Genomic DNA, 26862 nt, shown 5'->3' with positions numbered 1-26862 from the left:
CCGGGAGCGACGGTGCCACCGGCGCCGCGAGATCGGGAATCCACGCAAATGCTCGCCAGAACCGCGCTCGTGATCGCCTGTCTGGAGCTCGCCGGATGCGCCGCGTTCAGGCCGCCGGCGTCGCCGCCCGAGCTCGCCCGCTCCCGGGCGGCGATCCGCGCGGCCGAGCGGGAGGGCGCGAGCGCCGACCGGCGCGCGGCCATGCACCTCGCGCTGGCGAGGAGCGAGCTCGCGCGGGCGCGGCGGCGGATCTCGGTGGGCGACGTGGAGGGCGCGCGCTGGCTGCTGCGGCGGGCCGAGGTCGACGCGGAGCTCGCCGCGCTCGTCGTGAGGGAAGCGGGCCTGCGCGACGCCGCGGGCCGCACGCTGGACCAGGCGAGCGCGCTCGCCGAGGGGAAGGAGTAAGGCCCGCGTGCGCGCCGGAGCCCCGCTCGCCATGGCGCTCGCGCTCGCGGGCTGCGCGACGCGCGCGGCCGCGCCGCCGCCCGAGCTGCTGACGGCGCGCGCCGCCGTCGTGCAGGCGCAGGACAACCCGCTCTCGCCGCTCGCGGTCGCCGAGCTGAGGCAGGCGGAGGAGGCGCTCGCGATCGCCGAGCGCGTGGAGCGCGAGCGCCCGCGCTCGACGATCGCGCGCGACGCGGCCTACGTCGCGCGGCGGAGGGCGCAGTGCTCGCTGCTCTCCTCGCTCGTGCGCGCGAACCAGAGCGCGCTCGAGCGCGCGCGGCAGAGCCAGCGCGCCGCGGCGCCGCGCGCGCGCCCCGGCGGCGAGCCTGAGCCCGCGGCGCCCGACCCTGCCGACGATGTCGGTCGCGGCGTCGCGCTCGACGGCGCGCGCACGCGGCCCCAGCAGTCCGCCAGGTGATCGCGGCAGCGCTCCTGCGCTGCCGCGGCGTCGCGCTCACCGCCGCGCGCCCGCGCGACGCCTGATTTGCCGCCGGGATCCGTGCGGATCGGCCCGAGCGCCCCCGCGCGCCGCGTACCGCCCAGGGCGTCGGCGCGGCTTCCATCGAGCAGTTTCTCCTGGGAGTGGCCGATTTTTGGATCCAAGATGCGCGCGACGCGCCTCCGCCGGCATCGAAGGCGTCCCGGAGGTCAGCGTCGGTCGAAGTTCGAAGTTCGACGGGACACCCGGTCCCGCGTGCGAGGAGAGCGCGATGAAGGAAGGCGCGAACGTGATACTGGTGCCCGTCGACTTCGAGGCGGCCTCGATGAAGGCGATCGAGCTCGCGAAGGATCTCGGCGCGAGGCTCGGGCACCAGGTCGTGCTGCTGCACGTCTACCAGCTCCCGGTCTACACGTACCCCGGGCTCGAGCCGGCGCTGATGCCCGGGTTCCACGCCGAGGTGAGCGCCGCCGCGTCGCGCGCGGTCCAGCATCTCTCGGCGCAGACAGGGGGACTTTCGACGGCGCTGCGCGAGGGCGACCCTGCGACCGAGATCCTCGCCGCCGCCGACGAGCAGGGGGCGGCGATGATCGTCATGGGCACGCACGGCCGCCGGGGGCTCACGCACCTCTTCCTCGGGAGCGTCGCCGAGCAGGTGATCCGGAAGAGCAACGTCCCCGTGCTCACGGTGCGCGTGGCCAGCTGATCCTCCGCGGCGCCTCGCGGTGGGCGGGCCAGCGCGGCTGCCGGCCGGGGCGCGGCGGGCAGGGCCGCGCTCGACTGGGTTAGGGCGGGCTCGGCCGCGCTCGACGTGGGTCAGGGCCCCGGCTTCTGCGTCGCATGCGACGCGTGGAGTTCCTCGCATGTCGCCCCTGTGTCCGCGCGATCTCGCGCTTCCGCCGAACCTCGTGAGCCTGGCCCGGCTGCCGCTGGCGGCCCTGTTCCCGATCGTCGCCACGCGGCCTGCGCTCGCCCTCGCCGTCCTCTGCTGCGCAGGCCTGACGGACGTGCTGGACGGCTGGCTGGCCCGCCGCTCCGGTCAGGTGACGCCCACCGGGGCGATCGTCGACCCGATCGCGGACAAGGTGTTCGCGCTCGCGGTGGTGGGCACGCTCCTCGAGAGCGGCGCGCTCCCCCTCTGGGGCATCCCGGCGCTGCTGGCCCGCGAGCTCCTCGAGCTGCCGCTCGCGCTCTGGATCGCGGTGAGCCGCCGCTTCCAGGGCGCGCGCCTGTCGACGGCGAGCGCCAACATCCCTGGCAAGCTCGCGACGGTGGTGCAGTTCGCGGCGGTCTTCACCGCGATCGCGCTCCCCTCGGCGCTGCCCGCGATGCTCGCCGCGTCGGCGATCGCGGGCGCGGCCGCGGGCGTCTCGTACTGGGCGCGCCAGCTCCGCCGCGTGCCCGGAGCGGCGTAGGTGCCGCCTGGGGGCGCTCCTGGTGTAAGGTCGGCCCAGGCGGCGCGTTGAGCGCCTGCCACCGGCTCCATGCTCCGAGGAACCATGCGAAGAACGCTGCCCGTCTGGGCTCTCCTTGCCTCGCTCGCCGGCCCTGCCGCCTGCAGCTCCGCCCCGTCGGCCGCGCGCGACGCCTCCAGCTCGCCGGCGTACGGCGCGGCGCCGGCCCCGATGGCAGGGATGCCTCCTCGAGTCATGCAGACGGCCGGCGAGTCGGTGCGCGAGGAGTCGTACGATGCCGAGGTGTCGGTGGCGGCGGATTTCGCCAAGGCTGCGCCGCCGCCGGCCCCCGGCGGCGGCGCTCAGCCCCCGACGGCGAGACCGGCGCCGACCGCCGCCACGCCGCAGCCAGCGCCGACCTCCTCCGGCGCCGCACCGCAGGCCGCGCCCCAGGCCGCCGGCGAGGTGAGCGCGGCGCGCGCGCCCCTCCTCGTCTACACGGCGGAGATCGGGATGGCGGTGTTCGAGGTGGGCGCGTCGCTCGGCAAGGTCGAGGCGCTCGCGCGGGATCTCGGCGGCTTCCTCGCCCGCCGCGACGATCGGACGATCACGATCCGCGTCCCCGCCGCCCGGTTCGACGAGGCGCTGAAGCGCCTGGCGGAGCTCGGCGACATCCTCCAGCGCAACGTCGTCGCCCAGGACGTCACCGAGGAGTTCTTCGACCTCGCGATCCGCATCCGGAACGCGCGGGCGGTCCGGGATCGCCTGGAGAAGCTGCTCGAGAAGGCCGCGAAGGTCGAGGAGTCGATCCAGCTGGAGCGCGAGCTCGCGCGCGTGTCCAGCGAGCTCGAGCGCCTCGAGGGACGGCTCAAGTTCCTGCGCGATCGGATCGCGTTCTCGACCCTCACCGTGTCCTTCCAGCCGCGCTCGACGGAGACCCTCGCCCCGTCGGGACCGCGGCTCCCCATCGACTGGCTCAACGAGCTCGGCCTCTCGCGGCTCCTCAACCTGTGAACCGGGCGCCTCCGATGAACCACTCCCTTCGCCACGCCTTCGCCCTCGTCGCCACGCTCACCGGCGCGGCGGCGCTGCTCGCCTGCGGCCGGCCCTTCACCCCCGCGACCCCGCCGGGGTTCGTCGATCTCGAAGACCGCTATGGCGAGGACGAGTACCGCGCGACCACCGCCGAGGGGCTGGTGATCGGGATCCGCGCGTTCGAGAACGATCCGAAGGGCGACCTCGCCTTCTGGTCCCGCGTGATCGAGAAGCGGCTGCGCGAGGGCGGCGGCTACGCGCTGCTCGGCAAGGCCGACGTGAAGGCCCGGAACGGCCTGCCGGGCGTTCAGCTGCGCTTCGGGCACGACGAGGGGAAGGAAGCGCACCTTTATTACCTCACCGTCTTCGTCAACGACGATCGTGTCTTCCTCCACGAGGCGGGCGGCGCGAAGGCGCTGGTCGAGCGGCACCAGCAGCAGATCGACTGGGCCATCCGCAACTTCCTCCCGGAGTGACGCGCGCCGCCCGCGTCGGCCGCGCGCGCGCCCCTACAGCCGCTGCGCCGCTGCGCTTGCTCGCGGAAGCCCTGTTTGCTACCTGGCGGACGTGCGTTCCCGCCCCCTTCCCTGTGACGCGCGGCAGCGCCGGTCGAGCCAGGCGCTGCTCCTCGCCCTCGCGGCCACGCTCGGCAGCGCCGACGCCCTGGCGCACGGCGGAGGAGAGAAGCCGCTCGCCACGTTGCCCGCGCCGCCCCCCGGCGACGGCGCCAAGGCGACGCAGATCCTCCGCGAGATCGAGGGCCGCGTCGCGCCCCCGCCCGCAGCCGTCGCCGGCGAGAAGGCCGCCGGCGGCGAGCAGACCGCTGTCGGGGCGGCGGCGAGCGGGCCTTCGCCGAGCGCCGCGAAGGTCGTGGCCGAGCCGATGGCGCACGCGAAGCGCGCGCTCCGCCGCGCGCACGGCGCGCGCGCGGCGGGCGACGCGACGAACGCGCGGCGGCTCGACGCGGTGGCCCTCGAGTGGGCGGAGGCGGCGAGGACGCTGCTGCGCGCCGCCGCGGCGGAGGCGGCGGCCGTGGAGGCCGCGAAGCGCGCGCGCGAGGTCGAGACGAAGCTCGAGCGGGCGCGCGCGCTGCTCGAAGAGACGCAGGCGCGGCGAGGCCGCGCCGCGGCGGAGCTCGAGCGGATCGAGGCCGAGGCGCGCGAGGCGACCAGGGCAGCGGCGAACGTCGAGGCGCAGCGGATAGAAGCCGGCAAGAGAGGGGCGGCGCCCAAGGAGGCGACGCGGGGGGCGCGAGGGGCCGAACAAGCGCCCACCGCGGCGCCAGGCGCCGGGCCCAAGGGCGGCGCCGGCAAGGCGACGGCTCCGGTGGGTCAGGAGGGCACGCCTTGAGCGCGCGTCGCCTCGCAGGGGTCGCCGTCGCGGGGGTGCTCCTCGGCGCGTGCGCGCCGATCCCACGGCCAGCGGTGCTCGATGAGCTCGATCACGTCCGCGCGGGGGCGGTCGCCGCCGAGTCGAAGCGGCACGCGCCGGGCGCGTTCGCGCGGGCGGAGAAGCTGCGCGGCGACGCGCTCGCCGCGCTCGAGAGCGAAGATCGATCCGGGGCGCAGATCCTGGGCGAGCAGGCCATCGCGGCGCACGCGCACGCGCACGCGCTGTCGCGGGTTGCTCGGGCCGAGGCGGCCGGGACCGAGGCGAAGGCGCAGCGCTCCGCGGGCGAGGCGTCGCTCGCGGGTCTCGAGGCCGAGCAGTCGCGCGTCGCGGCCGAGGTCGACGCGCTCGACATGCGGACCAAGGTCGCCCGGGACGCGCAGCCCGTGGTCCCATCGGGCAAGGCCGATGCGGATCGCGAGAAGGCGCGCCTCGCCGCCGCGCGCTCGCTCGCGCTCCAGGCCCGCTTGCTGTGCGGCGCGGCGCGCCTCCTGATCGCACCGGCGCCGCAGGACAGCTCGCAGCCCGCAGGCGCCAGCCCCACCGGGCCCCAGCCCACGGCCGCAAGCCCCGCCGGCGCGCAGCCCGCGGCCGCAAGCCCGGTCGGCGCGCAGCCGCAGCCCACGGCCGCAAGCCCCGCCGGTGCGCAGCCCGGCAGCGCCGAGCTCGCGACGCAGCTCGAGGGGGCGACCGCCGCGATCAAGAAGCTCGACGCGGAGCTCGCCGAGGCGAGCGGCTCCACCCGCGCCATCCCGGCGCCCATCGATCAGGCTTCCCGCGCCCGGGCGGGCTGCCTCGCCGCGCTGACGGCCGCGCGCCGCGCCGCCACGCCGGTGACCCGCGCGCCTGGCGCTGGTGACGGGCTCCTCGCAGAGCTCTCGGCCGCAGGGACCTGGTCGCCCGTCCGCGACGATCGCGGCATCGTGGTCACGCTCCGCGGGCTCTTTGCCGGCAACGCCCTCACGAAGGCCGGCGAGGCGCGCCTCCGCGACCTCGCGCTGGTCGCCACGGCGCACCCCTCCTTTCCCGTGGCCGTGGTCGTGCACACGGACCGGGAGATCCGCGCCAGCGAAGAGCCCGCGTGGGCGGCACGGGCCGATGCCGTCGTCCGCGCCCTCGGTCCTGCGCAAGGTGCGACCGCCGCGGGGGCGCCCGCGGGCCCGTCCATCGCGCCGTTCCTCGCGGGATCCGCGTCCCCGGTCGTCGATCCGGGGGGCAGCGAGCGCGCCCGCAACGCCCGGGTCGAGATCATTTTTGTAACCCCGGAAACCCTGTGAGGCGTGATGGTCCCGGCCGTCGGAACTCCGCTCGCCTCGGAGAGTCGTTCTCGATGATGCGCTCTTCCACCTTCGCCCGAAGCGAAAGCAAGCCTGCCGTGCTCGCCTGTGCGCTGGCCGCCGCCCTCGGGAGCGCGTGTCAGGAGGACGGCAAGACCTCCCAGAAGCATGCGGCGGAGCTCTGCGCCAAGCTCGCGCCGGTCGTCGCGGAGGACGTTGGCCAGGTGCGGACGGGCCTCCCCGCGGGCTCGCAGAAGCTCGCGGCGCTGGTGGACACCGACCCGGGCGCGAACCTGCTCGGGCTCCAGAAGGCGATCGCGGGAGCGCGCGCCTCGGTGAAGGAGCTCGGGTTCGCGAAGAGCACCTTCTTCTCTTTCGCCGATCCGAGCGGCACGGTGCTGCGCAGCGAGGCCGATCCGGACATGCTCGCCAACAGGTCCGTCCTGGCCTCATTCCCCGAGCTCAGGAAGGTGCTGACCCCGGGCAGCGGCGTCGTCGAGGCGTTCGGGGAGATGCAGGAGATGCGCGGGGTCAGGAACGGCCCTGATCTCCAGTGGGTCGCCGTGCACCCGGTCACACGGAGCGGCGGCGAGCTCCAGGGCCTCTTCGTCACGGGCTGGTCGTTCCGCGCCTACGCGTACCGGCTGCAGGAGGCGGCCAAGCGCGACATCGCCGAGATCGCCAAGCGGGACGGGCTGAAGTCGACGCCGCTGCTCTACGTCTTCGCGTGGAAGGGCGCGAAGGCGTACGGCGGACCGGTGACGCCCGACGTCAACACCGAGGCGCTCGAGAAGCTGGACCTGCCGGCGAAGACGGCCTCGGGCCCCTGGAGCGGCACGGTGGAGATCGCCGGCCGCACCTTCGGCGCTGCGGGGCAGCGCGTTCCGGAGCTCGCCGCGGACGCCGGCGTCGCCGCGCTCGTCTCGACGCTCTGAGCGCGCTCTCCGGGGCGGTCCCCCTGGCTACGGCCCGGGTGCTGTGACGGCGGGCGGCGGGCCTGGGGAGATCTCCTTATCGAGCGCTACCGTGCTAGGCTGTGGCGACTGGCTCGCGCTGCCGAGCTCACCCCCATGCCGGCTTCCATCGATCAGCTTCTCAAGGTTTGCCGCGAGGTGATCGCGCCGCTCGTCCGAGCCGACGGCGGTGAGCTCTACATCGTGGCCGTCGAGCCCGATCACCTGACGCTCCACCTCGCCGGCGCGTGCTCGGGCTGCCCCGGGGCCATGCTCACCGCGCGCGCGGTGATCGAGCCAGCGGTGCTCGCCGTCGCGCCGTCCGCGCGGGTCATCGTGACGAACGGCATGCGTGTCCCCGACGGCGCCTCGCTAGCGTGAGGCAGCCGCCCGCTGCGGAGACGGGCCCATCTCGACGTTTTCGGTGCTCAGCGCACTGGAGTGCGCTTGCGCGCCGAAAACGCCGATCTGGACCCGTCTCCTGTGCGGGTGGCCGCCTCAGCTGGGCTACCGGGACGGGGAGGGGCCGCCTCGGCTGGGCTACCGGGACGCGGTGGGAGAAGGGCTACTTCTTCTTCCCGGGCTTGTCGGCGGAGGGGGGCGGGCCGGGAGGGGGCTCTTCCTTGCGGACGGCAGAGGCGACGGCGGGGTCGATGGCGTTCGCGTCGACCGGTTTGTTGGGGCGGAGCGAATCGAGGCTGCCCAGCGTGACCAGGTCCTCGTAGGCGAACGCGATCTCGGAGTCGTTCCGCTCGATCGCACGGAAGTGCGTGGCCGCGTCCTTCCAGTCGACCTCGTTGACATAGCGGCCCTTGTCCGGAGCAGGGGGCGTCACGCGGCCAGGCACCCCGAACGCCGTCGCGAGCTTGACCACGGCGGACGCATAGTCCTTCCCCCGGGCGGCCTTCTCGCCCAGCGGGTGCTCGTCGATGATCTTCCAGAGCTTGTCCTGGATGAAGAAGAAGTACCGCTTCCCGCTCTCGCGGGTCAGCGTCATCATCGATTCCTTGTTGAGGTAGGTGTACTCGCCCTTGAGCGGCGTCGCGTCGATGCCGGTCGGCAACCCGCCGAAGTCGATGCGGCTGCGGCGGAACGCGCTCTTCTCCTCGGCGAGCTCCGCGTCGAGCGCCCTCATCTTCACGCCGGGCGAGATCGCCTTGTAACGCGGCACGTACGCCTCATCGAGCATCTTGTCGATGACCGCCGCCACCTGCTTGGTGGTCATCCCCCAGGCGATGCCCGGAGGCGTCAGCGCGATCGTCTTCTTCGTCGCCGGCGTATCGGCAGGCTTGGCAGGAGCCGCGGCAGGCGCTCCGCTCGTCCCTCGCTTCTGCTGGGCAGCCGCCACGGTCGTACTCGTGATCGCCGCAAGGCCCAGCCCCAGAGCCAGCGCCGCTCCCAGGAGCCTCTTCGCTTTCATGTTCCTCCTCCAGCCGGCGCAGGCCCTGTCCCTGCGCTCTGTGCAATCGCAAAAGCCAGGAAACCCAGCCCGGCAAGCCGGAGAACGCTAGCACCTGCGGTAGGACAGGAGAATAGGTTCTCCGCACCGAGCGGGGTCGACCGCCGTTGGACGATCGCTCGGCCGGATCGATGGAGAGCGAGCGCGAGGCGGATCGCGACGAGGGCAAAACAGCCTCGACAGCGCATGTAGCCGGTGTGTGCCGGGTCCTGACAGGGACCGGCCGACGTGCTACGAGCTCTGGCCCCAAGGATGATGCCTGCCGCCGGTGCTGCACCTTTGCGCCTTGCGCTCGCCGCGCTGGCGACCGTTGGCCCCGCCGGCGGCTGCGTCGCCGATCACGAGCGCCCCGCGGCGTCCGCCGATGCACAGGCCGGCCTGCCCCCATGGGAGGGGCGCGCGCGCGAGGTCTTCGACGACAACATCGAGCCTGCCGCCGTGGGCTTCTCGCTGGACGGCCCCTCGCCCAGATCCGACCCGTTCCTCCGCGAGCGGTCGCAGACCGGAGACGTGGTCGCGCGGGTCCGCGTCAACACCGTGACCGTCGACTCGATCGGCGAACAGAGCACCTACCACCTCGGGATCCAGGTCGGCTACCCTCCGCTGACCACACCCCGGGCGCCGGACCGGGCGTTCGAGCTCCACATCCGGCCGCAGAGCCGCGCGTTCGGCGTCGCGAAGGCGATCGACGCGCGGCTCCGCGGGCTCACCTTCATCGCCTTCATCCGGCGCTTCGCCGGCGAGGCCGGTGAGCCGGAGATCCACTGGCACCTTTCACCTGATACAGCGGAGGTCGCCGCGGCCGTCAAAGAGGCCGTCGTCCTCGGGGAGCTGTCTGCGCCGTGAGCAACGTGAGCATCAAGACGGTCAAAGAAGTCGACGCCCTCCGCACGGCCTCACAGATGGCTGCGGAGACGCTCCTCGGCGTCGGCGAGATGATCCGCGCCGGCATCACCACCGAGGACATCAACACCTTCGTCCACGAGGACACGATCCGCCGCGGCGGCTACCCCGCGCCGCTCAACTACCACGGGTTCCCGAAGAGCGTCTGCACCTCGATCAACGAGGTGGTCTGCCACGGCATCCCGTGCGACCGCGTGCTCGTTCCGGGCGACATCATCAACGTGGACGTCACCACGATCTACAACGGCTTCTACGGCGACACGTCCGCGACCTTCTACATCGGCAAGCCCTCGGCCGAGGCGAAGCACGTGACCGAGGTGTCCCGGCGCAGCCTGCAGCTCGGCATCGCCCAGGTCCGGGACGGGGCGCGCCTTGGCGACATCGGGGCCGCCATTCAAGAGTTCGCCGAGGGCGAGGGCTGCTCGGTGGTGCGGGCCTTCGTCGGGCACGGCATCGGGCGGCGCTTCCACGAGGCGCCGCAGGTCTCGCACGTGGGCAAGTACGGCAGCGGCGCCCGCCTCCGCGCCGGCATGTGCTTCACGATCGAGCCGATGATCAACCTCGGCACCTACGAGGTCGAGATCCAGGAAGACAAGTGGACCGCGCTGACGGCCGATCGCTCGCTGTCGGCGCAGTTCGAGCACACCATCGTCGTGACGAGGAACGGCTGCGAGGTGCTGACCCGTCGCAGCCGGCCGCTCGCGAACAGCGAGATCTTCCCCGATCCCTTCGTCGTCTCCGCGGCGCGAGCGCTCTGACGCAGAGCGCGCTCGACGACGCGCACGACGCCAACAACGCCGACGACGCTCACCACGCCCGGACCGCGCACGCCGGCCAGCCCCGGCCGCGAGGGCCTGCGCGGCGGTGCGCCGACGTGGCCCGGATCTGTCGATCGGAAACCGAGTTTTGTCGACCGTCCGGCCTGCGATTGGGAGTAGAAGCAGGGGCATGGCCTTGGACGAAGCGTCGCGTGCCCGAATCGCGCCGTATGTGTCGAGCCCGACGGCCGACGTCTTCTCGCTGTCGGGTCTGCCGGAAGAAGTCATCGCCGTCCTGTTCGCGTACTACTCGCGCAGCCGGGACGATCTGCGCACCAACCTGGCGCGCCTGCTCGGCGACGAGGAGCTCGACGTCGCCCCGGAGGCCGACGGCCGGCCGCGCCGGGGCCTCGCGTTCGCGTCGGACAAGGCGCGGAGCTTCCACGAGAAATGGGTCGTGGGCTACGGCCACGCGTCGGTCGCCGAGCACGCCGTGGTTCACCTCGCGATCGAGAACGTCAGCATCGTCGCGTCCAAGGTGATCGAGGATCTGCGGCTCGGCTCGTACACGGAGAAGAGCACGCGCTACGTGGTCTTCGATCAGCACTCGTTCGTCGACCTGCCGGAGCTCGACGCCGAGCACGCCGCCAAATACAAGGCCTCGAGCGAGCGGCTCTTCACCACCTACCTCGACCTCGTTCCCAGGGTGACCGAGCAGCTCGGCGCGCGCTCGCCGAAGCCCGAGAAGATGTCGGACGCCGCCTACAAGGGGGCGCTGCGCGCGCAGGCGTGCGATCTCCTGCGCGGCCTCCTGCCGGCGGGGACGCGGACGAACATCGGCCTCACCGCGAACGCGAGGGCGCTCGAGGTCCTGCTCACGAAGATGCTGTCGCATCCGCTCGAGGAGGTGCGCAGGGTCGCCCGCGACATGCACACGGCGGCGCTGGCCGTGACCCCGACGCTCGTGAAGTACGCCGCGCCGAACGAGCTCCGGCAGACGCTGCAGGCCTCCGTCGCCGCGGCGATGAAGCGGGTCTACACGCCGCCGGAGGAGGGCGTGAGCGCGACGATGGTGATCAACCAGCCTGTCCGGCTGGTGCGCTACGACAAGGACGCGCTGGAGCGCGTCGCGCTCGCGCTCGCGTACGACGGCAGCGATCCGGGCGTGCACGCCTACAACCTGGGCGACGCGCTCCACCGCGCGACGTTGCCGGAGCTCATCGGGATCGCGAAGGCCGCGTGCGAGAAGCGCGGCCCGTACGACGCGCCGCCGCGCGCGTTCGAGGCGTCGACGATGACCTTCGAGCTGATGCTCGACTACGGCGCCTACCGCGACCTGCAGCGCCACAGGATGCTGACGCCGGCGACGCAGCGGCTCACCTGCCGGCTCGGCTTCGAGACGCCGCAGACCCTCTCGGATCTCGGCCACGCCGAGACGTATCAGGACGCGATGCTCGCCGCGCGCGACGTGTGGAACGCGATGGAGGAGCGCTACCCCCTCGAGGCGCAGTACGCGGTGCCCCTCGGCTTCCGCGTGAGGACCCTCTGGACGCTGAACCTGCGCGAGCTCTTCCACGTCATCGAGCTCCGCTCGGCGAAGCAGGGGCACACGAGCTACCGGCGCATGGCCCAGGGGCTCTACCGCACCGCGATCACGGTGCACCCCTGGCTGAAGGACCTGATCCGCGTCGATCTGAACGACTACGCGCTCGCGCGGAGCTGATCCGCCCCACGCGCCCCGCCTCGGCTAGGCCGTCGCAGAGCGGTGGTCACCCGCACAGGAGACGGGCCCAGATCGGCGTTTTCGGCGCGCAAGCGCACTCCGGTGCGCTGAGCACCGAAAACGTCGAGATGGGCCCGTATCCGAAGCGGGTGACCGCCGCTCAAAGGCGTGCCGCTTCGATGAGCTCCGTTGCCGCCCGGAGCGACGCGCCGGTGACCTTCGCCCCCGACAGCATCCGCGCCACCTCGGCGATGCGGTCCTTCTTGTCGACGCGCGTGACCGAGCTCTTGGCGATGCCGCCCGCGTTCTCCTTGGCGACGACGAAGTGAGCGCCGGCGAACGCCGCGATGGGCGCGAGGTGGGTGATGCAGAGCACCTGGTGGTGGCGCGCCACGTCGCCGATCGCGCGCCCGATCTTGTCGGCGACGGCGCCGCCGACGCCGCTGTCGACCTCGTCGAAGACGTAGAGCCCGGCGGGCCCGCACTCCGCGAGCACCCGCTTCAGGGCGAGCAGGGCGCGCGAGAGCTCGCCGCCCGAGGCGATGCGGCGCAGGGGGCGAGGCTCGATGCCCTTGTTGGGCGAGATGAGGAACTCGACGCGGTCGATCCCGTCCTGGCCGAGGCGGGCGCCGTCGACGACCAGCTCGGCGCGGTCGCCGCCGTGCGGCTCGATGTCCACGACGACCCGTGCCCCGCCCATGCCGAGATCGGCGAGCTCCGAGGAGATCGCGGCGCCGAGCTTCTCGCCGGCCTTCCGCCGCTTCGCCGAGAGCTTGCGGGCGCGCTCGGCGGCGACGACGAGCAAGGCGTCGCGCCGCCGCTCGAGCTCCGCGACGTGGCTCTCGACCCCCGAGAGGCGCTCCAGCTCGGCCGCGAGGCGCGCCCGCGCGGCGAGCACGTCGTCGAGCGTGGGGCCGTGCTGCCGCAGCAGGCCCTCGAGGCGGTACATGCGATCCTCGATCTCGGAGAGGCGATCCGGGTCGGCCTCCGCGCGCTCGGCATAACGGGCGATCTGGCGGGCCGCCTCGCTGAGCTCCGTCCAGCAGCCGTCGACCGCGCGGGCCACATCGTCGAGCGCGGGATCGATCTCCGCCGCCGCCCGGAGCTCCGAGGCGAGGCGCGCGAGCTCGTCGCACATCGCGTCGTCCCCTTGATCGAGGCGGGACGCGGCGCGCCGCGTGATGTCGTGCAGGCGGCCCGCGTGGCGGAGCCGGTTGCGCTCGGCCGCGAGATCGGCGAGCTCGCCGGGGCGCGGCGACAGCGCGTCGATGGCCTGGAGCTGGAAGGAGAGGAACGCCTCGCGCTCGCCGCGGCCGCGCTCGAGCTCGCGGGCGGCCCTGAGCTCGGCGGTGAGCGCCTCGAGCGCGCTGACGTCCGCCGCGAGCTCGCTGCGCGCAGGCACGAGGCGGCCGAAGCGATCGAGGTAGCCGAGGTGCGTCGACGGATCGGTCAGCGCGACGCTCTCGTGCTGCGAGGCGACGTCGGCGAGCTCCGGGGCGAGCGCCTGGAGCTCGCCCGCGGTGCAGAGACGGCCGTTCAGGTAGGCGCGCGAGCGGCCGGTCGCCTGGACCACGCGGCGGACCACGAGCTCGCCCTCGCTCGCGATGCCGGCGGCGTCGAGCATCGCCATCGCGCGATCGGAGCCGCGCACGTCGAAGAGCGCCTCGATCTCGGCCTCGTCCGCGCCGGGGCGGACCTGCTCGGCGCTCGCGCGGCCGCCGAGGACCAGCGAGAGCGCGCCCACGACGATGGACTTGCCCGCGCCCGTCTCGCCGGTGAGCACGTTGAACCCGGGCTCGAGCCGGAGCTCGAGGGCGTCCATCAGGATGAAGTTCTTGACCCGAAGCGCGACCAGCACAGCGGCGGGAGGATAGAAAGCTTTCGACCCGTCGTCAGCGGATCTTCACCTGCTTCATGACGGTGACCGGAATTCCCTCGAAAGGCGGCACCGCGACGTCGCGGAATGCGCCGGCGATGCACCCGGCGGTGGCGGTCCCGACCAGGTCGCCCCCCTCCACGCGTGCCGACATGGCCTTCCCCGTGGGGGCGAAGGTGACGGCCACGCGGGCCGTGCCGGTGAGGCCCTCGCCGGTGCACCCGGCGGCCGCCGCCGCCGCGGACGCGAGGACGGCGGACGCGGCGCTCTGATCGAAGCGCGCTGGCTCGTCCTTCGCCGGAAGGAGCGGCGCCGGCGGCGGCTGCTTGCCCGCCGGCTTGGCGCGCTCTGGCTCGCTCGGCGCCGCGGCCCGGGCAGGGCGCTCGGGTACATCAGGCTTCTGGCTGGCTTGCGGCGCGGCGGTCGCCGCCGGTGCAGCGGTCGCCGCTGCCGCGGGGCTCACCGCCGGCGCGGCGGTCGCTGCTGGCGCGGCGCTCGACGCCGGCGCGGCGGTCGGCTCGGGTGCGGCCCCAGGAGCAGCCCCTGTCTGCACGGGCTGCGGCGGTGCGGCTGGCTCGCCGGCAGGGCTGGCGGAGGCGGCCAGCGCCTGCTCCGCAGGGCCGGGAGCGGCGGCCGGCGGCTCCGCGACCGGCTCGTCGTCCAGGGACGGCTCCCGGTCGGCGGTCTGGCCAGCGGGCGCCGACGCGGCGGACGACGGAGGCGGCACCTCGGGCGGCGCCGCAACGAGCGCGCCGCTGCCTGCGGGCGCGCCCTGGGTCGCCACGGCGCTGGACGAGCGGCCGTGAGCCTGCGCGAGGTAGAGCGCAGCGCCGAACACGATGAAGACGACGGTCACCCAGCCGGCGAGCGCCATGTTCTGCCGCGATGCCGGCGTCGAGAGGGAGCGCAGCTTCTCGGACACGAGGGAGCCGGCCGTGATCGAGGTGCGCACCGGCGTCTCTTCCCCGGAGGACGTGTGTCCCTCGACGGCCAGGAGCTCGGGCTCGACGGGCTGCGAGGGGAACGAGGAGTCCGAGCTCCGCCCGGCGGCGGCGTCATCGAACAGCCCGCTGTTGATGCTCAGGATCTCGTGATCGGCCCGGTCCTCGTTGCGGCGCGCCTCGCCCTCCTCGCCGGGCGGCGGCGCCATGCTGCGCAGGTCGATCAGGCCCGAGGTCTCCTTGCGCTCGGCGCGCCCGCGAGGCTCGGTCTGGCCGGGCCCGCCGCCCGCCGCGTGGGGGGTCGAGCGCGGGGAGAGGTTCGTGAGCGCGAGCGGCTCGTGCGACGGCCGCTCGTCGCTCCCCTGGTCCCGCGGCTCTCCCGCGGCGCCCTGCGCCTCGGCCGGCTTGGACCTGGCGCGGTCTCGCCGCTGCTCCTCGGCGACGCGCGGCGGGCCCGCGGCCGGCGACGGGGCGAGCGAACCCAGCAAGGCGAGGTCCGCCGGAGAGGCCTCGGCGTGCTGCGCGGCGCTCGGACCGGACCGGGCGCGCCGCGCGGACGGCATGGGCTGCGGGGCGAGCGCCGCCATCGCCTGCACGTCCTGGAGCCGGAGCTCGGGCGACGAGCGGTGCGACGACGGCCGGCCCTCGTCGATGGACAGCGGCGCCGACGGTATCTCGGAGAGCGGCGCCGGCGGCATCTCCGACGGCGGCGCGACAGGCCGCGCGGAGCCGCCTGCGCGCGGGACAGCAGCGGCCCGGGGCCGCGCCACCGGCGCCGTGGTGCGCTGCTCGCGCCGCGCCGGCGGTCGCGCCGGGACCGGCGTGCGCGGGGTCGCGCGGGGCACGGCCGCGGGTTCGGGCGCGGGCGCGGGCTGGCTCGCGCGCTCCTCCTCGACGGCGTGCGAGCCGAACGAGAGCGAGGGCGGCTCGACGCCCGGGGAGAGCATCTGCGCGAGGTCCTGGATCGAGACGGGATCCGAGTCGGCGGGAGGGAGCGCGGACGGGCTCCTGGTCGGCGCCGCGCCGCCGCGGGGCGCGTCGTCCCAGGAGAGGCCGGCGAACGTCCGATGCCGCGCCGGGACCTCGCGCCGCCCCAGCCCGCCGTCCGGCGTCACGACGGCGTGCTCGAGCGAGGCCTCGGCCGCCGCGTAGAACGCATCCAGCGCCCTCGGGCTGGACTCAGGCGCGGCGTCCAGCTCCTGCTGCGCGATCCGCTCCGCGAGCGTGAGCCCTCGCCTGGTTCCGGCCGCCGCCGGCGCCGCGCGCCGCTCCGCGTCGCCTGCGGGCTCCAGCCGGTGCTGGATGCCAGCGCCCGGGAGCGTCGTCTCGGCGTCCAGCACATCGCTCGAGAGCCCGGCCCCCCTCTCCGAGCGGCGCCCGGAGGACGGCTTCGCGCGCTCCGGCTCGCTCGATGGCTCTCGCCGGTCGCGTCCGCTCGCGGAGCTCGGAACGCCCGAGGGGGAAGACCGTGGCTCACCCCTCTCGGAAGCGGACTGCTTGCTCTTCATGCGACACGTCTTGCAGACAAACGGCAAGGACGGACGCATCTCGCGTCCTACACCGATCTCCACGTAGGTCCTGCAGAGAGAGCAGGCGAGTTGCACCTTGAGAAGAGAATCGCGCAGCTCGCCAGCACGCGCAATCTTCTTCACAGCTGACCAGGGCGGTCGTCCTCGGGCTCGCCCGCTCCGCCCGGCTCCGCGCCGCGGGATTCCGCCGGATCCCGCTGGATTCGCCTAGGCGGAGGGCTCGCCGGCGGGCGCCGGCAGGGGCGCGGGCGGGCGTACCCAGCGTTGCTCCAACCAGTCCAGCGAGACCGGCGCGCTCCGCAGCGCCGTGTCGACGGCGCGCGCGACCGGATCGGGGGCGGGGGCTGACCCGGAAGCTCGGGTCGACAGGATCCAGTTCGACAGCTCGTAGTGGTGGAGGAGCGGCGCGAACCGGTGGGCGTCGAAGCCAGCGAGGATCTCCGCGGCGCGGCTCAGGCGATCGCAGCGCACGAGCGCCGTCGTGACGTCGAAGAGCAGGGCGCGGAGGTCCTCGAAGGCGCGCTCCGGGTTCCCGGCCACGCTCTCCAGGAGCGCCTCGAACCCGGCGTCGGAGAGGCCAGCCGCCTCGGCCGCCTCGGCCATCGCCGGCACCTGCGTGGCCAGGAAGTCGGAGCTGGGGGCATGCCCAAGGAGGCGCCCGACGAGGTACAGATCGAACGCGCTGGCGATGGCCTCGGCGAGCAGGAGCGACTCAGCGCTGGGCGGAGCGCCGGCGCCCGCGGCCGTGAGCGCGCGGTGGGCGAGGTGGTGCCACGCGACGTGCGCGACGACGTCGGCGGCGAGGTGGTCGCCGGCGATCAGGTCGCCTTGCTCGCTCTGGCTCCAGAACGTCAGGTTCAAGAAGACGACGCGATCCCAGCTCGTATCGCCCTCGGGCACGCGAAAGCGGTACCCGTCGCGCCGGAGTGCCTGCTTCAGATCGTCGTAGAGCGCGACGTGCCGGAAGGAGCGCTCGTCGTCGATGGTCAGCTCGTCCAGGGTCAAGGTTCGCAGCTTCACGCGGCGGACATTAGACCCGGAACGTTTCGTCAGCCACAGCGGAGGCCGGGGAAGGACAGCCCCGGCGGAGGCCTGGAAGAACCGGGCGGCGTCACGTGTTTTGTGCCGAGGGCGGGGTTTTCCCGACCAGGGCCGCAAGTTCTCGCCCCTGGCCGGGTGTTGCAAGCGCCGCCGGCTTAGGCATGATGCGCCCGTTCCTGCGCCAGCCGAGGAGGCACACCGAATGATTTCCGTCAGGTCTCTCTGTTCTATCGCGCTCGTGCTCGTCGCCAGCGGTGCCGCCGGCTGCAAGGAGGACCCGCCCCCTCCCCAGCCGGAGCCGGCAAGCTCCGCGGCGGCGAACACGAACAAGGGAAAGGCGAGCCTGCGGACGCCCGTGTCGCCGATGGCGAAGGTCGACCCGCAGTCGATGAAGGAGTACCGCGTCGACGTCTGCTACTTCGGGACGCTCTCGCTGAAGCAGGCCCGCGACGCGTACCTCGCGAGCCTCGGCAAGGATGAGCCCAGCGAGAAGAAGATCCCGAGCTTCGGCAACGACGATCAGGCGAAGGCCGGAGACGCCGCGAAGGGCGCGCTCCCCGCGAAGCCGCCCGCGCCCGGCGCCGCCGCCGCGCCGAAGACGACCGGCCTGCCCGGCGCCGCCGCCGCGCCGGGCGGCACCAGCGCCCCCGCCGCCAAGGGCGCGCCGACCCCGCCTGGCAAGCCGGACGAGCGCCGGCCGATCAACTTCAGCGCGCGCGCGCCGCACGAGCGCAACGCGCGCGCCTGCACCGTCGCCCTCAGCCTCAAGGAGCCGGCCATGGCGGACGTCGACGCCGCGCTCGCCGAGTACGCGCCGTTCGCGACCGAGCTGGCGAAGAACATCGCCGCGGCGGCCAACTACTACCAGCGCGAGGAGTACAAGAAGGACAGCTTCGCGAAGGGCAAGGAGCTCCACACGAAGCTCCTCGCCGACTTCCAGAAGCTCGACGCGCACTCCGACAAGCTCGGCCTCGCGGTGTCCGCGTGGCACGCGTCGCACCTGCCCGACCTCGCGAAGGCGGAAGAGGGCCAGAAGGAGGCGATCACGGCCCTCGAGGACGCGCGCGCGCTCATGCTGATCCTCGCCAGCAAGAACGTCGATCCGGCGGCGGAGAAGGCGGCGCTCCAGAAGCTGGAGACGTCCGCGGCCGCGCTCAAGACGTACGGCTCGACCCACCAGACCGACCCATGGGCCAAGATCATGGAGCCCGCGCTCGCCGGCTTCATCCGCGACGTGAAGGCGGCCGAGCCCAAGCTGACGGACAAGGGGATCACCTCCCCTGCCCTGTTCCTGCCGGTCGTCACGAGCTTCGTGTCGGTGATCGAGGGGAAGCACCGCGCGCTCTCCCGCTCGCTCATGGCGAAGAGCCAGGCGGCGACGCGCGAGGCCGCCGGGACCGCGCAGCCGGCCGCACCCGCCGCGCCCGCCGCCCCCGAGCCCGAGAAGGAGTGACCGCCCGGGCGCGCTCCCCGCGAGGGAGGCGCGCCCGCCCACGTGCCGATCGCGCCGCGCCTCCTCCGGGGGCGCGGGCGCAGTCAGAAGGGGCGGCCGGTCCGGCGGGCGATCGCGAGGCGGTAGAGGGCCTCGTACTGCCGCGCGGCTTGCGCCCAGCCGAAGTTCTTCTTCATCGCCCGCAGCTGCATCGACCGGAAGTAGGCCGGGTCGGCGCGGTAGAGGTGCACCGCCCACGCGACGGTGTTCCCGAGCGCGCTCGACGACATCTCCTCGAACTTGAAGCCCGTGACGTTGTTCTCGACCGTGTCGTCGAGGCCGCCGACGGCGCGCACGACCGGCAGCGTCCCGTAGCGCTGGCTGTACATCTGGTTCAGCCCGCAGGGCTCGTAGCGCGACGGCATCAGGAAGAGGTCGGCGCCCGCCTCGATGCGGTGGGCGAGCCCCTCGTTCATGCCGACGTAGACGCGGAAGCGGTCGCTCGCGCCGGAGATCCGCGAGAAGAGGTCCTCGGCCCAGCGCTCGCCGGAGCCCAGAACGATGAGCTGGACGTCGAGCGAGAGGATGTGGTCGAGCGCGCCCGCGAGGATGTCGATCCCCTTCTGGGTCGCCAGGCGGCTGATGAGCCCGAGCAGCGGGACGTCGGGGCGCTCCTCGAGCCCCATCTCTCGCTGGAGCGCCGCCTTGCAGAGGCGCTTGCCGCCAAGATCCTCGGCGGAGAACGGCGCCGCGATGTGGGGATCGGTCGCGGGGTTCCAGATGGAGTCGTCGATGCCGTTGAGGATCCCGATCACATCGGTGCCGCGATCCCGCAGCACGCCGTCGAGCCCCTCACCGCCCTCCCACGTCTGGATCTCCTGCGCGTACCTGGGGGAGACCGTGGAGACGAGCGTGGCGTTGTAGATGCCGCCCTTGAGCAGGTTGATGCTGTCGTACGCCTCCAGGCAGAACCTGTGGAACTGATCCCACCCGAGCCCGGTCGTGGGGAGCTGTCCCTTGTTGAACCAGCCCTGGTAGCCGAGGTTGTGGATCGTCAGCACGGACGCGGCGCGGGCGAGCGGCGACCGGTGCTCGAGGACGTTGAGGTAGAGCGGGACGAGCGCCGACTGCCAGTCGTGGACGTGGACGATGTCCGGCCAGAACTCGAGCGCGTGGCAGAGCTGCAGCGCGCCGCGGGACAGGAGCGCGTAGCGGGCGAGGTTGTCGCCGAACTCGCCGTGCGCGTCGCCGTAGATGCCGTCGCGATCGTAGAGCACGTCGTGCTCGAGCAGGTACACGCGGGGCGCAGGTGCGCCGGGCGCCCCGGGGTCGAGGCGCGTCTCCCAGACGGCGGTCCACGCCTCGCCGCCGCCGAGGGGCACGCCGAGCGAGATCGGCAGCCGGTGCGGCACGAAGCGCTCCGCCGGGGGCTCGCCGTCTCCGGCTTGGGTCGCGTCGGCCGACGGGGCGGCATCGGTCGCCGGGGCAGCGCCAGCCGACGGGGCGGTGTCGGCCGATGGGGCGGCGTCGGCCGCCGAGGCGGCGAGCCCGCTGCCGGCGGCCGCCGCGGCGACGGCCGGCGCGGCGACGGCCTCGCTGCCCGCGGGCTGCTGCTCGGTGAGCGCGATCTGGCGGGCGAGGTAGCGCTTGGCGACACGGTAGGCCGGCATCACGACGCGCACGTCGTGACCGGCCGCGGCGAGCGCGATCGGCAGCGCGCCCGCCACGTCGGCTAGACCACCTGTCTTGCTGAAGGGGACGCACTCGGACACCACGAAGAGAATTTTGAGGCGCGGCATGGACATGGGAAGGAGGGGGAGCGCGCCCCCGACTCAAGGCGAGCGCGTCGCGTTCCTTCTACCAGCTTCACGCGCGATCTTGACCACGCGATCGACAGAGCGCGCGAGACCGAGCGCCGACGTGTCCACCGCGAAGTCGGCCTGCTCATAGAGCGCGCGCCGCGCCTGGAAGAGCGCCCTGAGCTCCTTCATGGCGTCGGCCCGGTTGGCCATGGGCCGCGCGTCCCCCTGCTCGACCACGCGGCGCCAATGGTCCTCGGGCGTCGCCCGGAGCCACACCGTCACCGCGCAGCGCCTCAGTCGCTCGAAGGTCGCCGGATCGGTCACCAGGCCGCCGCCCGTGGCCACGATCCCGTGGGCGCGCGCGCCTTCGAGCCGCGCGAGCTCCTCGCGCTCCAGCCGCCGGTAGTAGGCGTTTCCATGGATCTCGAACAGGGCGGCGAGGCTCATCCCCGCGCGCGCGGCCACGAGGGCGTCGAGCTCGAGGAAGGGCACGCCGAGCCGCGCCGCGGCGCGGCCGCCGATCGTTGTCTTGCCGGCCCCGCGCAGGCCGAGCAGCGCGACGAGGGGCTCGCCCGCCCCTCCCCCGTCCTCGCCGGCCGACCGGCCGCGCAGAGGCGCCTCCTCGCCGAGCTCGCCCGCCGAGAGCAGCGCGGCGGCCGAGGTGCCCAGCGCGCGGCCGATGTCCTCGAGCCGCACCACGGAGACGTTCGCCCGCCCGCTCTCGAGCAGCACAAGGAAGCGCTCGCTCACGCCGGCGAGCTCGGCGAGCTCCCGCAAGGTGAGCGCGAGCTCCGTCCGCCGCTGCCGGAGCCGACCGCCGAGGTGCGCGAGGAGCGGCGGCGCGCCGTCCGCGACGCCCGCCGCGCCGGCCTCCGGCCCCTGGCCTGCGCGCGCCTTGCGCGATGTCTGACGGGACACCATCTCGTCGATGCACTATATTTCATGAAAGCCGGTCCAACAAGAACTATACTGCTTGACTGAACCCCGGCGCGGTGGTGGGCTCGTCGGGTATGGAAGCGACCACCTCTCCTCCTTCCGCGGCGCCGGCGCCGCAGACCAGGGCCCGGGAAGACGGCGCGTCCGGCGAGGACGCGCCCCTCCGCTTCGAGACGGAGCCGGGCCGTTACAGGCACTGGAAGCTCTCGTTCGAGGGGGCGATCGCGCGCGTGGCGATGGACGTCGACGAGGACGCGGCGGCGCGGCCCGGCTACCAGCTGAAGCTCAACAGCTACGACATCGCGGTCGACATCGAGCTCGCCGACATCGTGCAGCGGCTGCGCTTCGAGCACCCCGAGGTGAAGGCGGTCGTCGTGACGAGCGCGCAGCCGCGGATCTTCTGCGCCGGCGCGAACATCTACATGCTCGGGTCGTCGACGCACGCGTTCAAGGTCAACTTCTGCAAGTTCACGAACGAGACGCGCCTCGCGCTCGAGGAGGCGTGCTCCGAGAGCGGGCAGCGCTACCTCGCGGCGCTGAACGGCGTCGCCTCGGGCGGCGGCTACGAGCTCGCGCTCGCGTGCGAGGAGATCCTCCTCGCCGACGACGGGAGCAGCGCCGTCTCGTTCCCGGAGACGCCGCTGCTCGCCGTGCTCCCGGGGACCGGGGGGCTCACGCGGCTCGTGGACAAGCGCAAGGTGCGGCGCGATCTCGCGGACGTGTTCTCGACGCTGGCCGAAGGGGTGCGCGGCAAGCGCGCGGAGCAGTGGGGCCTCGTCGATCGATCGATCCCGAAGAGCCGCTTCGAGCAGGCGGTGGCCCAGCGCGCCGCCGAGCTCGCGGCGGCGACGCCGGACAGGGCGGGGCCCGGGGTGAGGCTCTCGCCGCTCGAGGCGCGGCGCGCCACGGCGGGCGACGTGTCCACCTGCGACTACCGCCACGTGTCGATGAAGGTGGACCGCGCCGCGAGGACCGCGGAGATCCGCGTGCTCGGGCCGGAAGGCGAAGTGTCGACCGACGCCGCCGGGATGCGCCGGGCGGGCGCGGACCTGTGGGCGCTCCGCGCGTTCCGCGAGCTGGACGACGCGCTGCTCGACCTCCGCTTCAACCACCCGACGGTGGGCCTCGTGCTCCTGCGGACGTCCGGCTCTCCCGCCGCGGTGCGGGCCGCGGACGAGGCGCTGTGGGCGAGCCGCGACGACTGGTTCGTGAAGGAGGTGCTGCTCCACATGCGGCGCGTGCTCAAGCGGCTCGACCTCACGGCGCGCAGCGTGTTCGCGCTGATCGAGCCGGGCTCCTGCTTCGCGGGGAGCCTGTTCGAGCTCGCCCTCGCGGCGGACCGCTCCTACATGCTGGCCGGCGGAGGGGACGAGGGGCAGGCAGGGGCGCCCGCGTCGCCCGCGTCGATTGCGCTGAGCTCGCTGAACTTCGGTCCGCTCGTCATGTCGAACGGCCTGACGCGGCTCGCGTCACGCTTCCTCGGCGCGCCGGAGCGCGTGGCCGCGCTGAAGGAGAAGACGGGCCTCCTGTCCGCCGAGGAGGCGCTGGAGGAGGGCCTCTGCACCTTCGCGCCGGACGCGATGGACTGGGACGACGAGGTGCGGCTCGCGATCGAGGAGCGGGTGAGCCTGTCGCCCGACGCGCTCACCGGGATGGAGGCGAGCCTGCGCTTCTGCGGGCCCGAGACGATGGAGACGAAGATCTTTTCGCGGCTGTCGGCCTGGCAGAACTGGATCTTCCAGCGCCCCAACGCGGTGGGCCAGCGGGGAGCGCTGACGGTGTACGGGCGGCCGGAGCGCCCCGAATTCGACTGGAGGCGGACATGAGCGCGGTCGTCAACTCGGAGAGGATCCCGAACAACGTCGATCTCGCGTCGGACAGGAAGCTGCAGCGCGCCCTCGAGGCGTGGCAGCCGAAGTTCCTGGACTGGTGGCGGGAGGCGGGGCCCGAGGGCTTCCAGGCGGACGACATCTACCTGCGCACGGCGATCAGCGTCGATCACGAGGGGTGGGCGCATTTCGACTACGTGAAGATGCCGGAGTACCGCTGGGGCATCTTCCTCGCGGATCAGGTGGCGGACCGGACGATCGGCTTCGGCGACCACCTGGGCGAGCCGGCGTGGCAAGAGGTGCCGGGGGAGCTCCGGAACATGCTGCGGCGGCTGGTGGTGACGCAGGGAGACACCGAGCCCGCGAGCGTGGAGCAGCAGCGGCTGCTCGGCCAGAGCTGCCCGAGCGTCTACGACCTGCGGAACCTGTTCCAGGTGAACGTCGAGGAGGGGCGGCACCTCTGGGCGATGGTGTACCTCCTGCACAGCCACTTCGGCCGCGACGGCCGGGAGGAGGCGGAGGCGCTCCTGGAGCGGCGCAGCGGCGACCCGGACAAGCCGCGGATCCTGGGCGCCTTCAACGAGCCGTGCACGAACTGGCTCTCGTTCTTCATGTTCACCTACTTCACGGATCGCGACGGCAAGTACCAGCTGCTCGCGCTCGCGGAGAGCGGCTTCGATCCGCTGTCGCGCACGACGCGGTTCATGCTGACCGAGGAGGCGCACCACATGTTCGTCGGCGAGACGGGCCTGCTCCGCATCGTCGAGCGCACGTGCGAGCTGATGAAGCGCAACGCGAACGAGGACGCGCGCGCCGAGGGCGGCGTCGATCTACCGACGATGCAGAAGTACCTGAACCTCTGGTACTCGCTGTCGCTGGACCTCTTCGGCGGGGAGATCTCGTCGAACGCGGCGTCGTTCTTCGCCTCGAGCGTGAAGGGCCGCGCGAAGGAGGCGTCGTACGACGACCACCGGGCGCTCGACGGCGTCTACGTGATCGATGTACCGCACGTGCCCGCCGCCGGAGGGGGCGCGGTGACCGGCTGGCGGCGCGAGGAGGTGCCGCTCAGGAACGCGATGAACGAGGTGCTGCGCGACGAGTACGTGGCCGACTCGCAGCGCGGTATCGACAAGATGAACCGGGTGATCGAGGCGTCCGGCGTGTCGTTCAAGCTGAGCCTGCCGAGCCGGCGCTTCCACCGGAGCTCGGGGATCTACGCGGGGCTCCACTTCGACGTCGACGGCAACCCCCTCTCGAAGGAGGCGTGGGAGCGCCGGCGCGACGCGTGGCTGCCGACCGCGAGCGACGAGGCCTACGTGCGGAGCCTGATGGAGAAGCCGGTGTTCGATCCGAAGCAGATGGCGAACTGGATCGCGGCGCCGACGAAGGGGCTCAAGGGCAAGCCCGTCGACTTCGAGTACGTGCGGCGCGGCTAGGGCGCGCCCGCGTCGGGCGAAGGCGCGCCCGCGTCAGGGGGAGGTGCGCCCCCGCCCGCGGGCGCCTTCTTCGGCGGGTCGCCGTGCTCGTCGGTGAGCTTCTTCACGAGCCCGTCGAGGAGCACCTGCTCGTGGTACTGCGGCATCGCCGGGAGCTGCACGGCGACGTGCACCCCGGCGCGGCCGTCCACGACCTCGATCGCCCCCTGCGTCACCCTGCCGCCGCTCTCCGGGCTCCGGTACTCGAAGAGCAGATAGCCATTGGAGACGTCCTTCTCGACGATCTTGAAGCCGAGATCGACGCGCACGAGGCGCAGCGCCGTACCGAAGGTCTGCTCGAAGGTGTAAGGCGACTCATAGGCGACGCTGGCGCTGGCGTGCCGCTCGCCGAGGCCGCTGGCCACGGGGACGGCGAGCGCGATGAGGGCGACGAGCGCGATCGACGGGAGGCGGCGCATGACCGCGGCGTAGAGGGGCTGGCGAGGACGGGCCAAGTTCCTTGCTGCCGAGCGAGCGGCTATGCTGGCGTCAATCTCGATGGACCGACCCTACGTCGAGCAGCTCCGCATCCAGGGCTACGGCTGCGTCCAGGACGCGACCCTGGAGCTGACGCCGCTGCATGCGCTCATCGGGCCCAACGACAGCGGCAAGAGCACGGTGCTGCGGGCGCTCCGCACGCTCTCCTCCGTCCTCGAGCGGGCGCTCGGGGCGCCGTCGCTGGACACGCTCGGGCGCGCCGGCCCCACGAGCAGGGCCCCGGACGGCGCCGTGTTCGAGGTGTCGGCGGCGAGCACGACGTGGCGCGTGGAGCTCGACGCCGGGGGGCGAGTCCGGTCCATGTCGTTCCCCAGGGATCTCGAGCCCCCTTCCCTGCTCGACGACGCAGACGGGGACGACGACGCGGGCGGCGCGCCCAGCCCGGAGCGCCCTGCGCTGGACATCGTCCAGGCGCTGCGCGGGGCCCAGATGCTCCGCCTCGATCCCGACGCGCTGAGGGCCCCGCACCCGCTCATCCCCGACGGGCACCCGCTCTGCTTCGCCGACGAGCGCGGCACGGGCCTGCCGGCCGTCTACGACGCCGTCATCAGCCGCGACCTGTCGGCGTACGTCGATCTGAACCAGGAGCTCACCCGCCTGTTCCCCAGCGTGAAGAGCCTCCACCTCGCCAACCCGAGCTCCACGACGAAGGCCATCGGCGTGAAGCTCGAGGGCGGCGCCGTGGTGCCGGCGTCGCTGATGAGCGAGGGCATGCTGTACTACCTCGCCTTCGCGGCGCTGCCGCACCTCGATCCGACGCCCCTGCTCCTCGTCGAGGAGCCCGAGCACGGGCTGCACCCCTCGCGCATCGCCGATGTGATGCGCGCGCTGCGCCTCGTCTCCGAGAAGACCCAGGTCCTCCTCGCGACGCACAGCCCGCTCGTGGTGAACGAGCTGCAGCCGGAGGAGGTCACGGTCGTCACCCGCGCGGGCGAGCGGGGGATGAGGGCAACGCGCATCCTGGACACGCCCGGCTTCGAGGATCGGGCGAGGGTGTACGCGCTGGGGGAGCTCTGGCTGAGCTACGCCAACGGCGGGGACGAGGCGCCGCTCCTCGGCGGAGGGCCGCGGCCGTGATGAAGGCGCCCGATCGGATCCGGGTCTTCCTTGTCGGCGAGGGCGAGGGCGAGCTGGGCAGCCGCGCCGGGGCGCCCGCCTACCAGTCGGACAAGCACCCCGGCGTGCTCGTCACGCTGCTCTCCCGCGTCCAGCCGGGCGGATGGGTCGTCGGCGGCGCCCGCGAGTGGAAGAGCATCCGGAAGTACCAGGCGCGCGGCGCGGCCCACGAGGACACGCACCACGTGCTTGGCGCGGCGCTCGACGCGCAGGAGGCCGGGTGCGAGATCCTCGCGTTCGCCCGCGACATCGACCGCGATCCGGCGCGCCGCGAGGCGATCGCGGAGGGCATCCGGCGCGTCTCGTCGGCCCTGTCCTCGCCGCCCGACGTGATCGGCGGCGTGGCCGCGCCGGCGCTCGGAGGCTGGATCCTCGCGCTGCTCGGGGAGAAGGCGACCGAGGAGATGTCGCCCCTCAGGGCGCAGGCGATGCTCGCTGCGAAGGGCATGATGCCAGGCGACGGCGCCGCCATGGTGCGCGTGGCGGAGGACGCCGACCTCGACGCGGTCCCTCCGGACGCCACGTCGCTCGGCGAGTGGCTCGCGCGCGCGCGCGCGGTGCTGCCGCGGCGGACAGGGCGCGTCGTGAGGTGAGCGCTGACGTCCTCACGATG

Annotated in this window: 25 protein-coding genes; 18 read left to right on the top strand and 7 right to left on the bottom strand. The window is 73.3% G+C overall.

Going from position 1 to position 26862, the window contains the following annotated elements; translation table 11 throughout:
- The first annotated feature begins 48 nt into the window (after positions 1 to 48).
- From WME97_RS05955 to WME97_RS05910, 10 genes are all read left to right on the top strand, one after another.
- A complete protein-coding gene (locus WME97_RS05955; protein WP_437550124.1) occupies positions 49 to 405 on the top strand; it encodes a DUF4398 domain-containing protein in 357 nt (118 codons plus the stop codon).
- 7 nt (positions 406 to 412) lie between these two features.
- Positions 413 to 862 carry a hypothetical protein gene (locus tag WME97_RS05950; RefSeq protein WP_437550122.1) on the top strand — a complete coding sequence of 150 codons (450 nt, stop codon included), beginning with the start codon at positions 413 to 415 and terminating at the stop codon, positions 860 to 862.
- A 292-nt stretch (positions 863 to 1154) separates the two neighbouring features.
- Positions 1155 to 1589, top strand: a complete 435-nt coding sequence (locus tag WME97_RS05945) for a universal stress protein (protein ID WP_437550120.1) — start codon at positions 1155 to 1157, stop codon at positions 1587 to 1589.
- 157 nt (positions 1590 to 1746) lie between these two features.
- Entirely contained in the window at positions 1747 to 2298 is a 552-nt protein-coding gene (locus tag WME97_RS05940; protein WP_437550118.1) for a CDP-alcohol phosphatidyltransferase family protein, read from the top strand.
- 84 nt (positions 2299 to 2382) lie between these two features.
- On the top strand, positions 2383 to 3291 hold the full coding sequence (locus tag WME97_RS05935; RefSeq protein WP_437550116.1) for a DUF4349 domain-containing protein: 909 nt from the start codon (positions 2383 to 2385) through the stop codon (positions 3289 to 3291).
- A gap of 14 nt (positions 3292 to 3305) precedes the next feature.
- The gene (locus WME97_RS05930) at positions 3306 to 3788 is read left to right on the top strand and encodes a serine/threonine protein kinase (RefSeq protein WP_437550114.1); all 483 of its coding nucleotides are present in this window, start codon (positions 3306 to 3308) and stop codon (positions 3786 to 3788) included.
- 91 nt (positions 3789 to 3879) lie between these two features.
- Positions 3880 to 4662, top strand: coding sequence for a hypothetical protein (locus WME97_RS05925; RefSeq protein ID WP_437550112.1), 783 nt, complete (start codon positions 3880 to 3882; stop codon positions 4660 to 4662).
- Positions 4659 to 5978, top strand: coding sequence for a hypothetical protein (locus WME97_RS05920; protein WP_437550110.1), 1320 nt, complete (start codon positions 4659 to 4661; stop codon positions 5976 to 5978). Before WME97_RS05925 ends, WME97_RS05920 begins: the two co-directional genes overlap by 4 nt.
- Before the next feature lie 98 nt (positions 5979 to 6076).
- Positions 6077 to 6913 (top strand): hypothetical protein, encoded by an 837-nt coding sequence (locus tag WME97_RS05915; protein ID WP_437550108.1) that lies wholly within the window; start codon positions 6077 to 6079, stop codon positions 6911 to 6913.
- Between the two features lie 135 nt (positions 6914 to 7048).
- Positions 7049 to 7312 (top strand): NifU family protein, encoded by a 264-nt coding sequence (locus tag WME97_RS05910; RefSeq protein WP_012233706.1) that lies wholly within the window; start codon positions 7049 to 7051, stop codon positions 7310 to 7312.
- 184 nt (positions 7313 to 7496) lie between these two features.
- Here WME97_RS05910 and WME97_RS05905 read toward each other — a convergent pair whose 3' ends face one another.
- The gene (locus WME97_RS05905) at positions 7497 to 8351 is read right to left on the bottom strand and encodes a hypothetical protein (protein WP_437550106.1); all 855 of its coding nucleotides are present in this window, start codon (positions 8349 to 8351) and stop codon (positions 7497 to 7499) included.
- A 318-nt stretch (positions 8352 to 8669) separates the two neighbouring features.
- On the opposite strand from WME97_RS05905, the gene WME97_RS05900 reads away from it, so the two are divergent.
- From WME97_RS05900 to WME97_RS05890, 3 genes are all read left to right on the top strand, one after another.
- Positions 8670 to 9236, top strand: a complete 567-nt coding sequence (locus WME97_RS05900) for a cobalamin ABC transporter substrate-binding protein (RefSeq protein ID WP_437550104.1) — start codon at positions 8670 to 8672, stop codon at positions 9234 to 9236.
- Positions 9233 to 10051 (top strand): type I methionyl aminopeptidase, encoded by an 819-nt coding sequence (gene map / locus WME97_RS05895; protein ID WP_437298150.1) that lies wholly within the window; start codon positions 9233 to 9235, stop codon positions 10049 to 10051. Before WME97_RS05900 ends, map begins: the two co-directional genes overlap by 4 nt.
- A gap of 190 nt (positions 10052 to 10241) precedes the next feature.
- Positions 10242 to 11774 carry an FAD-dependent thymidylate synthase gene (locus WME97_RS05890; RefSeq protein ID WP_437550102.1) on the top strand — a complete coding sequence of 511 codons (1533 nt, stop codon included), beginning with the start codon at positions 10242 to 10244 and terminating at the stop codon, positions 11772 to 11774.
- 160 nt (positions 11775 to 11934) lie between these two features.
- Here the strand turns inward: WME97_RS05890 and recN are convergent, their stop codons facing one another.
- The 3 genes from recN to WME97_RS05875 all read right to left on the bottom strand — a co-directional run bounded on the left by recN (position 11935) and on the right by WME97_RS05875 (position 17140).
- Positions 11935 to 13632, bottom strand: coding sequence for a DNA repair protein RecN (gene recN, locus WME97_RS05885; protein ID WP_437550100.1), 1698 nt, complete (start codon positions 13630 to 13632; stop codon positions 11935 to 11937).
- A gap of 34 nt (positions 13633 to 13666) precedes the next feature.
- Positions 13667 to 16099, bottom strand: coding sequence for a hypothetical protein (locus tag WME97_RS05880; protein WP_437550098.1), 2433 nt, complete (start codon positions 16097 to 16099; stop codon positions 13667 to 13669).
- A gap of 228 nt (positions 16100 to 16327) precedes the next feature.
- Entirely contained in the window at positions 16328 to 17140 is an 813-nt protein-coding gene (locus WME97_RS05875; RefSeq protein ID WP_437550096.1) for a hypothetical protein, read from the bottom strand.
- Positions 17141 to 17363: 223 nt separating this feature from the next.
- On the opposite strand from WME97_RS05875, the gene WME97_RS05870 reads away from it, so the two are divergent.
- Complete coding sequence (locus WME97_RS05870) at positions 17364 to 18614, top strand: DUF3829 domain-containing protein (RefSeq protein WP_437550094.1); 1251 nt, start codon at positions 17364 to 17366, stop codon at positions 18612 to 18614.
- A gap of 83 nt (positions 18615 to 18697) precedes the next feature.
- On the opposite strand, the gene WME97_RS05865 is transcribed toward WME97_RS05870, so the two are convergent.
- Together WME97_RS05865 and WME97_RS05860 are read right to left on the bottom strand one after the other, a co-directional pair.
- On the bottom strand, positions 18698 to 20392 hold the full coding sequence (locus WME97_RS05865; protein ID WP_437555324.1) for a glycogen synthase: 1695 nt from the start codon (positions 20390 to 20392) through the stop codon (positions 18698 to 18700).
- A gap of 33 nt (positions 20393 to 20425) precedes the next feature.
- Positions 20426 to 21316 carry a helix-turn-helix transcriptional regulator gene (locus WME97_RS05860; RefSeq protein ID WP_437550092.1) on the bottom strand — a complete coding sequence of 297 codons (891 nt, stop codon included), beginning with the start codon at positions 21314 to 21316 and terminating at the stop codon, positions 20426 to 20428.
- Positions 21317 to 21405: 89 nt separating this feature from the next.
- Here WME97_RS05860 and boxC point away from each other — a divergent pair, with 89 nt between their 5' ends.
- Together boxC and boxB are read left to right on the top strand one after the other, a co-directional pair.
- Positions 21406 to 23157, top strand: coding sequence for a 2,3-epoxybenzoyl-CoA dihydrolase (gene boxC, locus WME97_RS05855; protein WP_437550090.1), 1752 nt, complete (start codon positions 21406 to 21408; stop codon positions 23155 to 23157).
- Entirely contained in the window at positions 23154 to 24596 is a 1443-nt protein-coding gene (gene boxB / locus WME97_RS05850; protein ID WP_437550089.1) for a benzoyl-CoA 2,3-epoxidase subunit BoxB, read from the top strand. Before boxC ends, boxB begins: the two co-directional genes overlap by 4 nt.
- Here the strand turns inward: boxB and WME97_RS05845 are convergent.
- Positions 24593 to 25054: a hypothetical protein gene (locus tag WME97_RS05845; protein WP_437550087.1), complete on the bottom strand. Its 462-nt coding sequence runs from the start codon at positions 25052 to 25054 to the stop codon at positions 24593 to 24595. The two genes, boxB and WME97_RS05845, sit on opposite strands and share 4 nt — an antisense overlap.
- Before the next feature lie 79 nt (positions 25055 to 25133).
- Here WME97_RS05845 and WME97_RS05840 point away from each other — a divergent pair, with 79 nt between their 5' ends.
- Both WME97_RS05840 and WME97_RS05835 read left to right on the top strand, forming a co-directional pair.
- Entirely contained in the window at positions 25134 to 26210 is a 1077-nt protein-coding gene (locus WME97_RS05840) for an AAA family ATPase (protein WP_437550085.1), read from the top strand.
- Positions 26210 to 26842, top strand: a complete 633-nt coding sequence (locus WME97_RS05835) for a hypothetical protein (protein ID WP_437555322.1) — start codon at positions 26210 to 26212, stop codon at positions 26840 to 26842. The genes WME97_RS05840 and WME97_RS05835 overlap by 1 nt, the downstream gene beginning before the upstream one ends.
- Positions 26843 to 26862 lie beyond the last annotated feature (20 nt).

Source organism: Sorangium sp. So ce367 (assembly GCF_051520455.1).
Taxonomy (GTDB): domain Bacteria; phylum Myxococcota_A; class Polyangia; order Polyangiales; family Polyangiaceae; genus Sorangium; species Sorangium cellulosum_B.
Note: the sequence above shows the minus strand (reverse complement) of the source record. Positions and strands in the feature narration are given on the sequence as shown.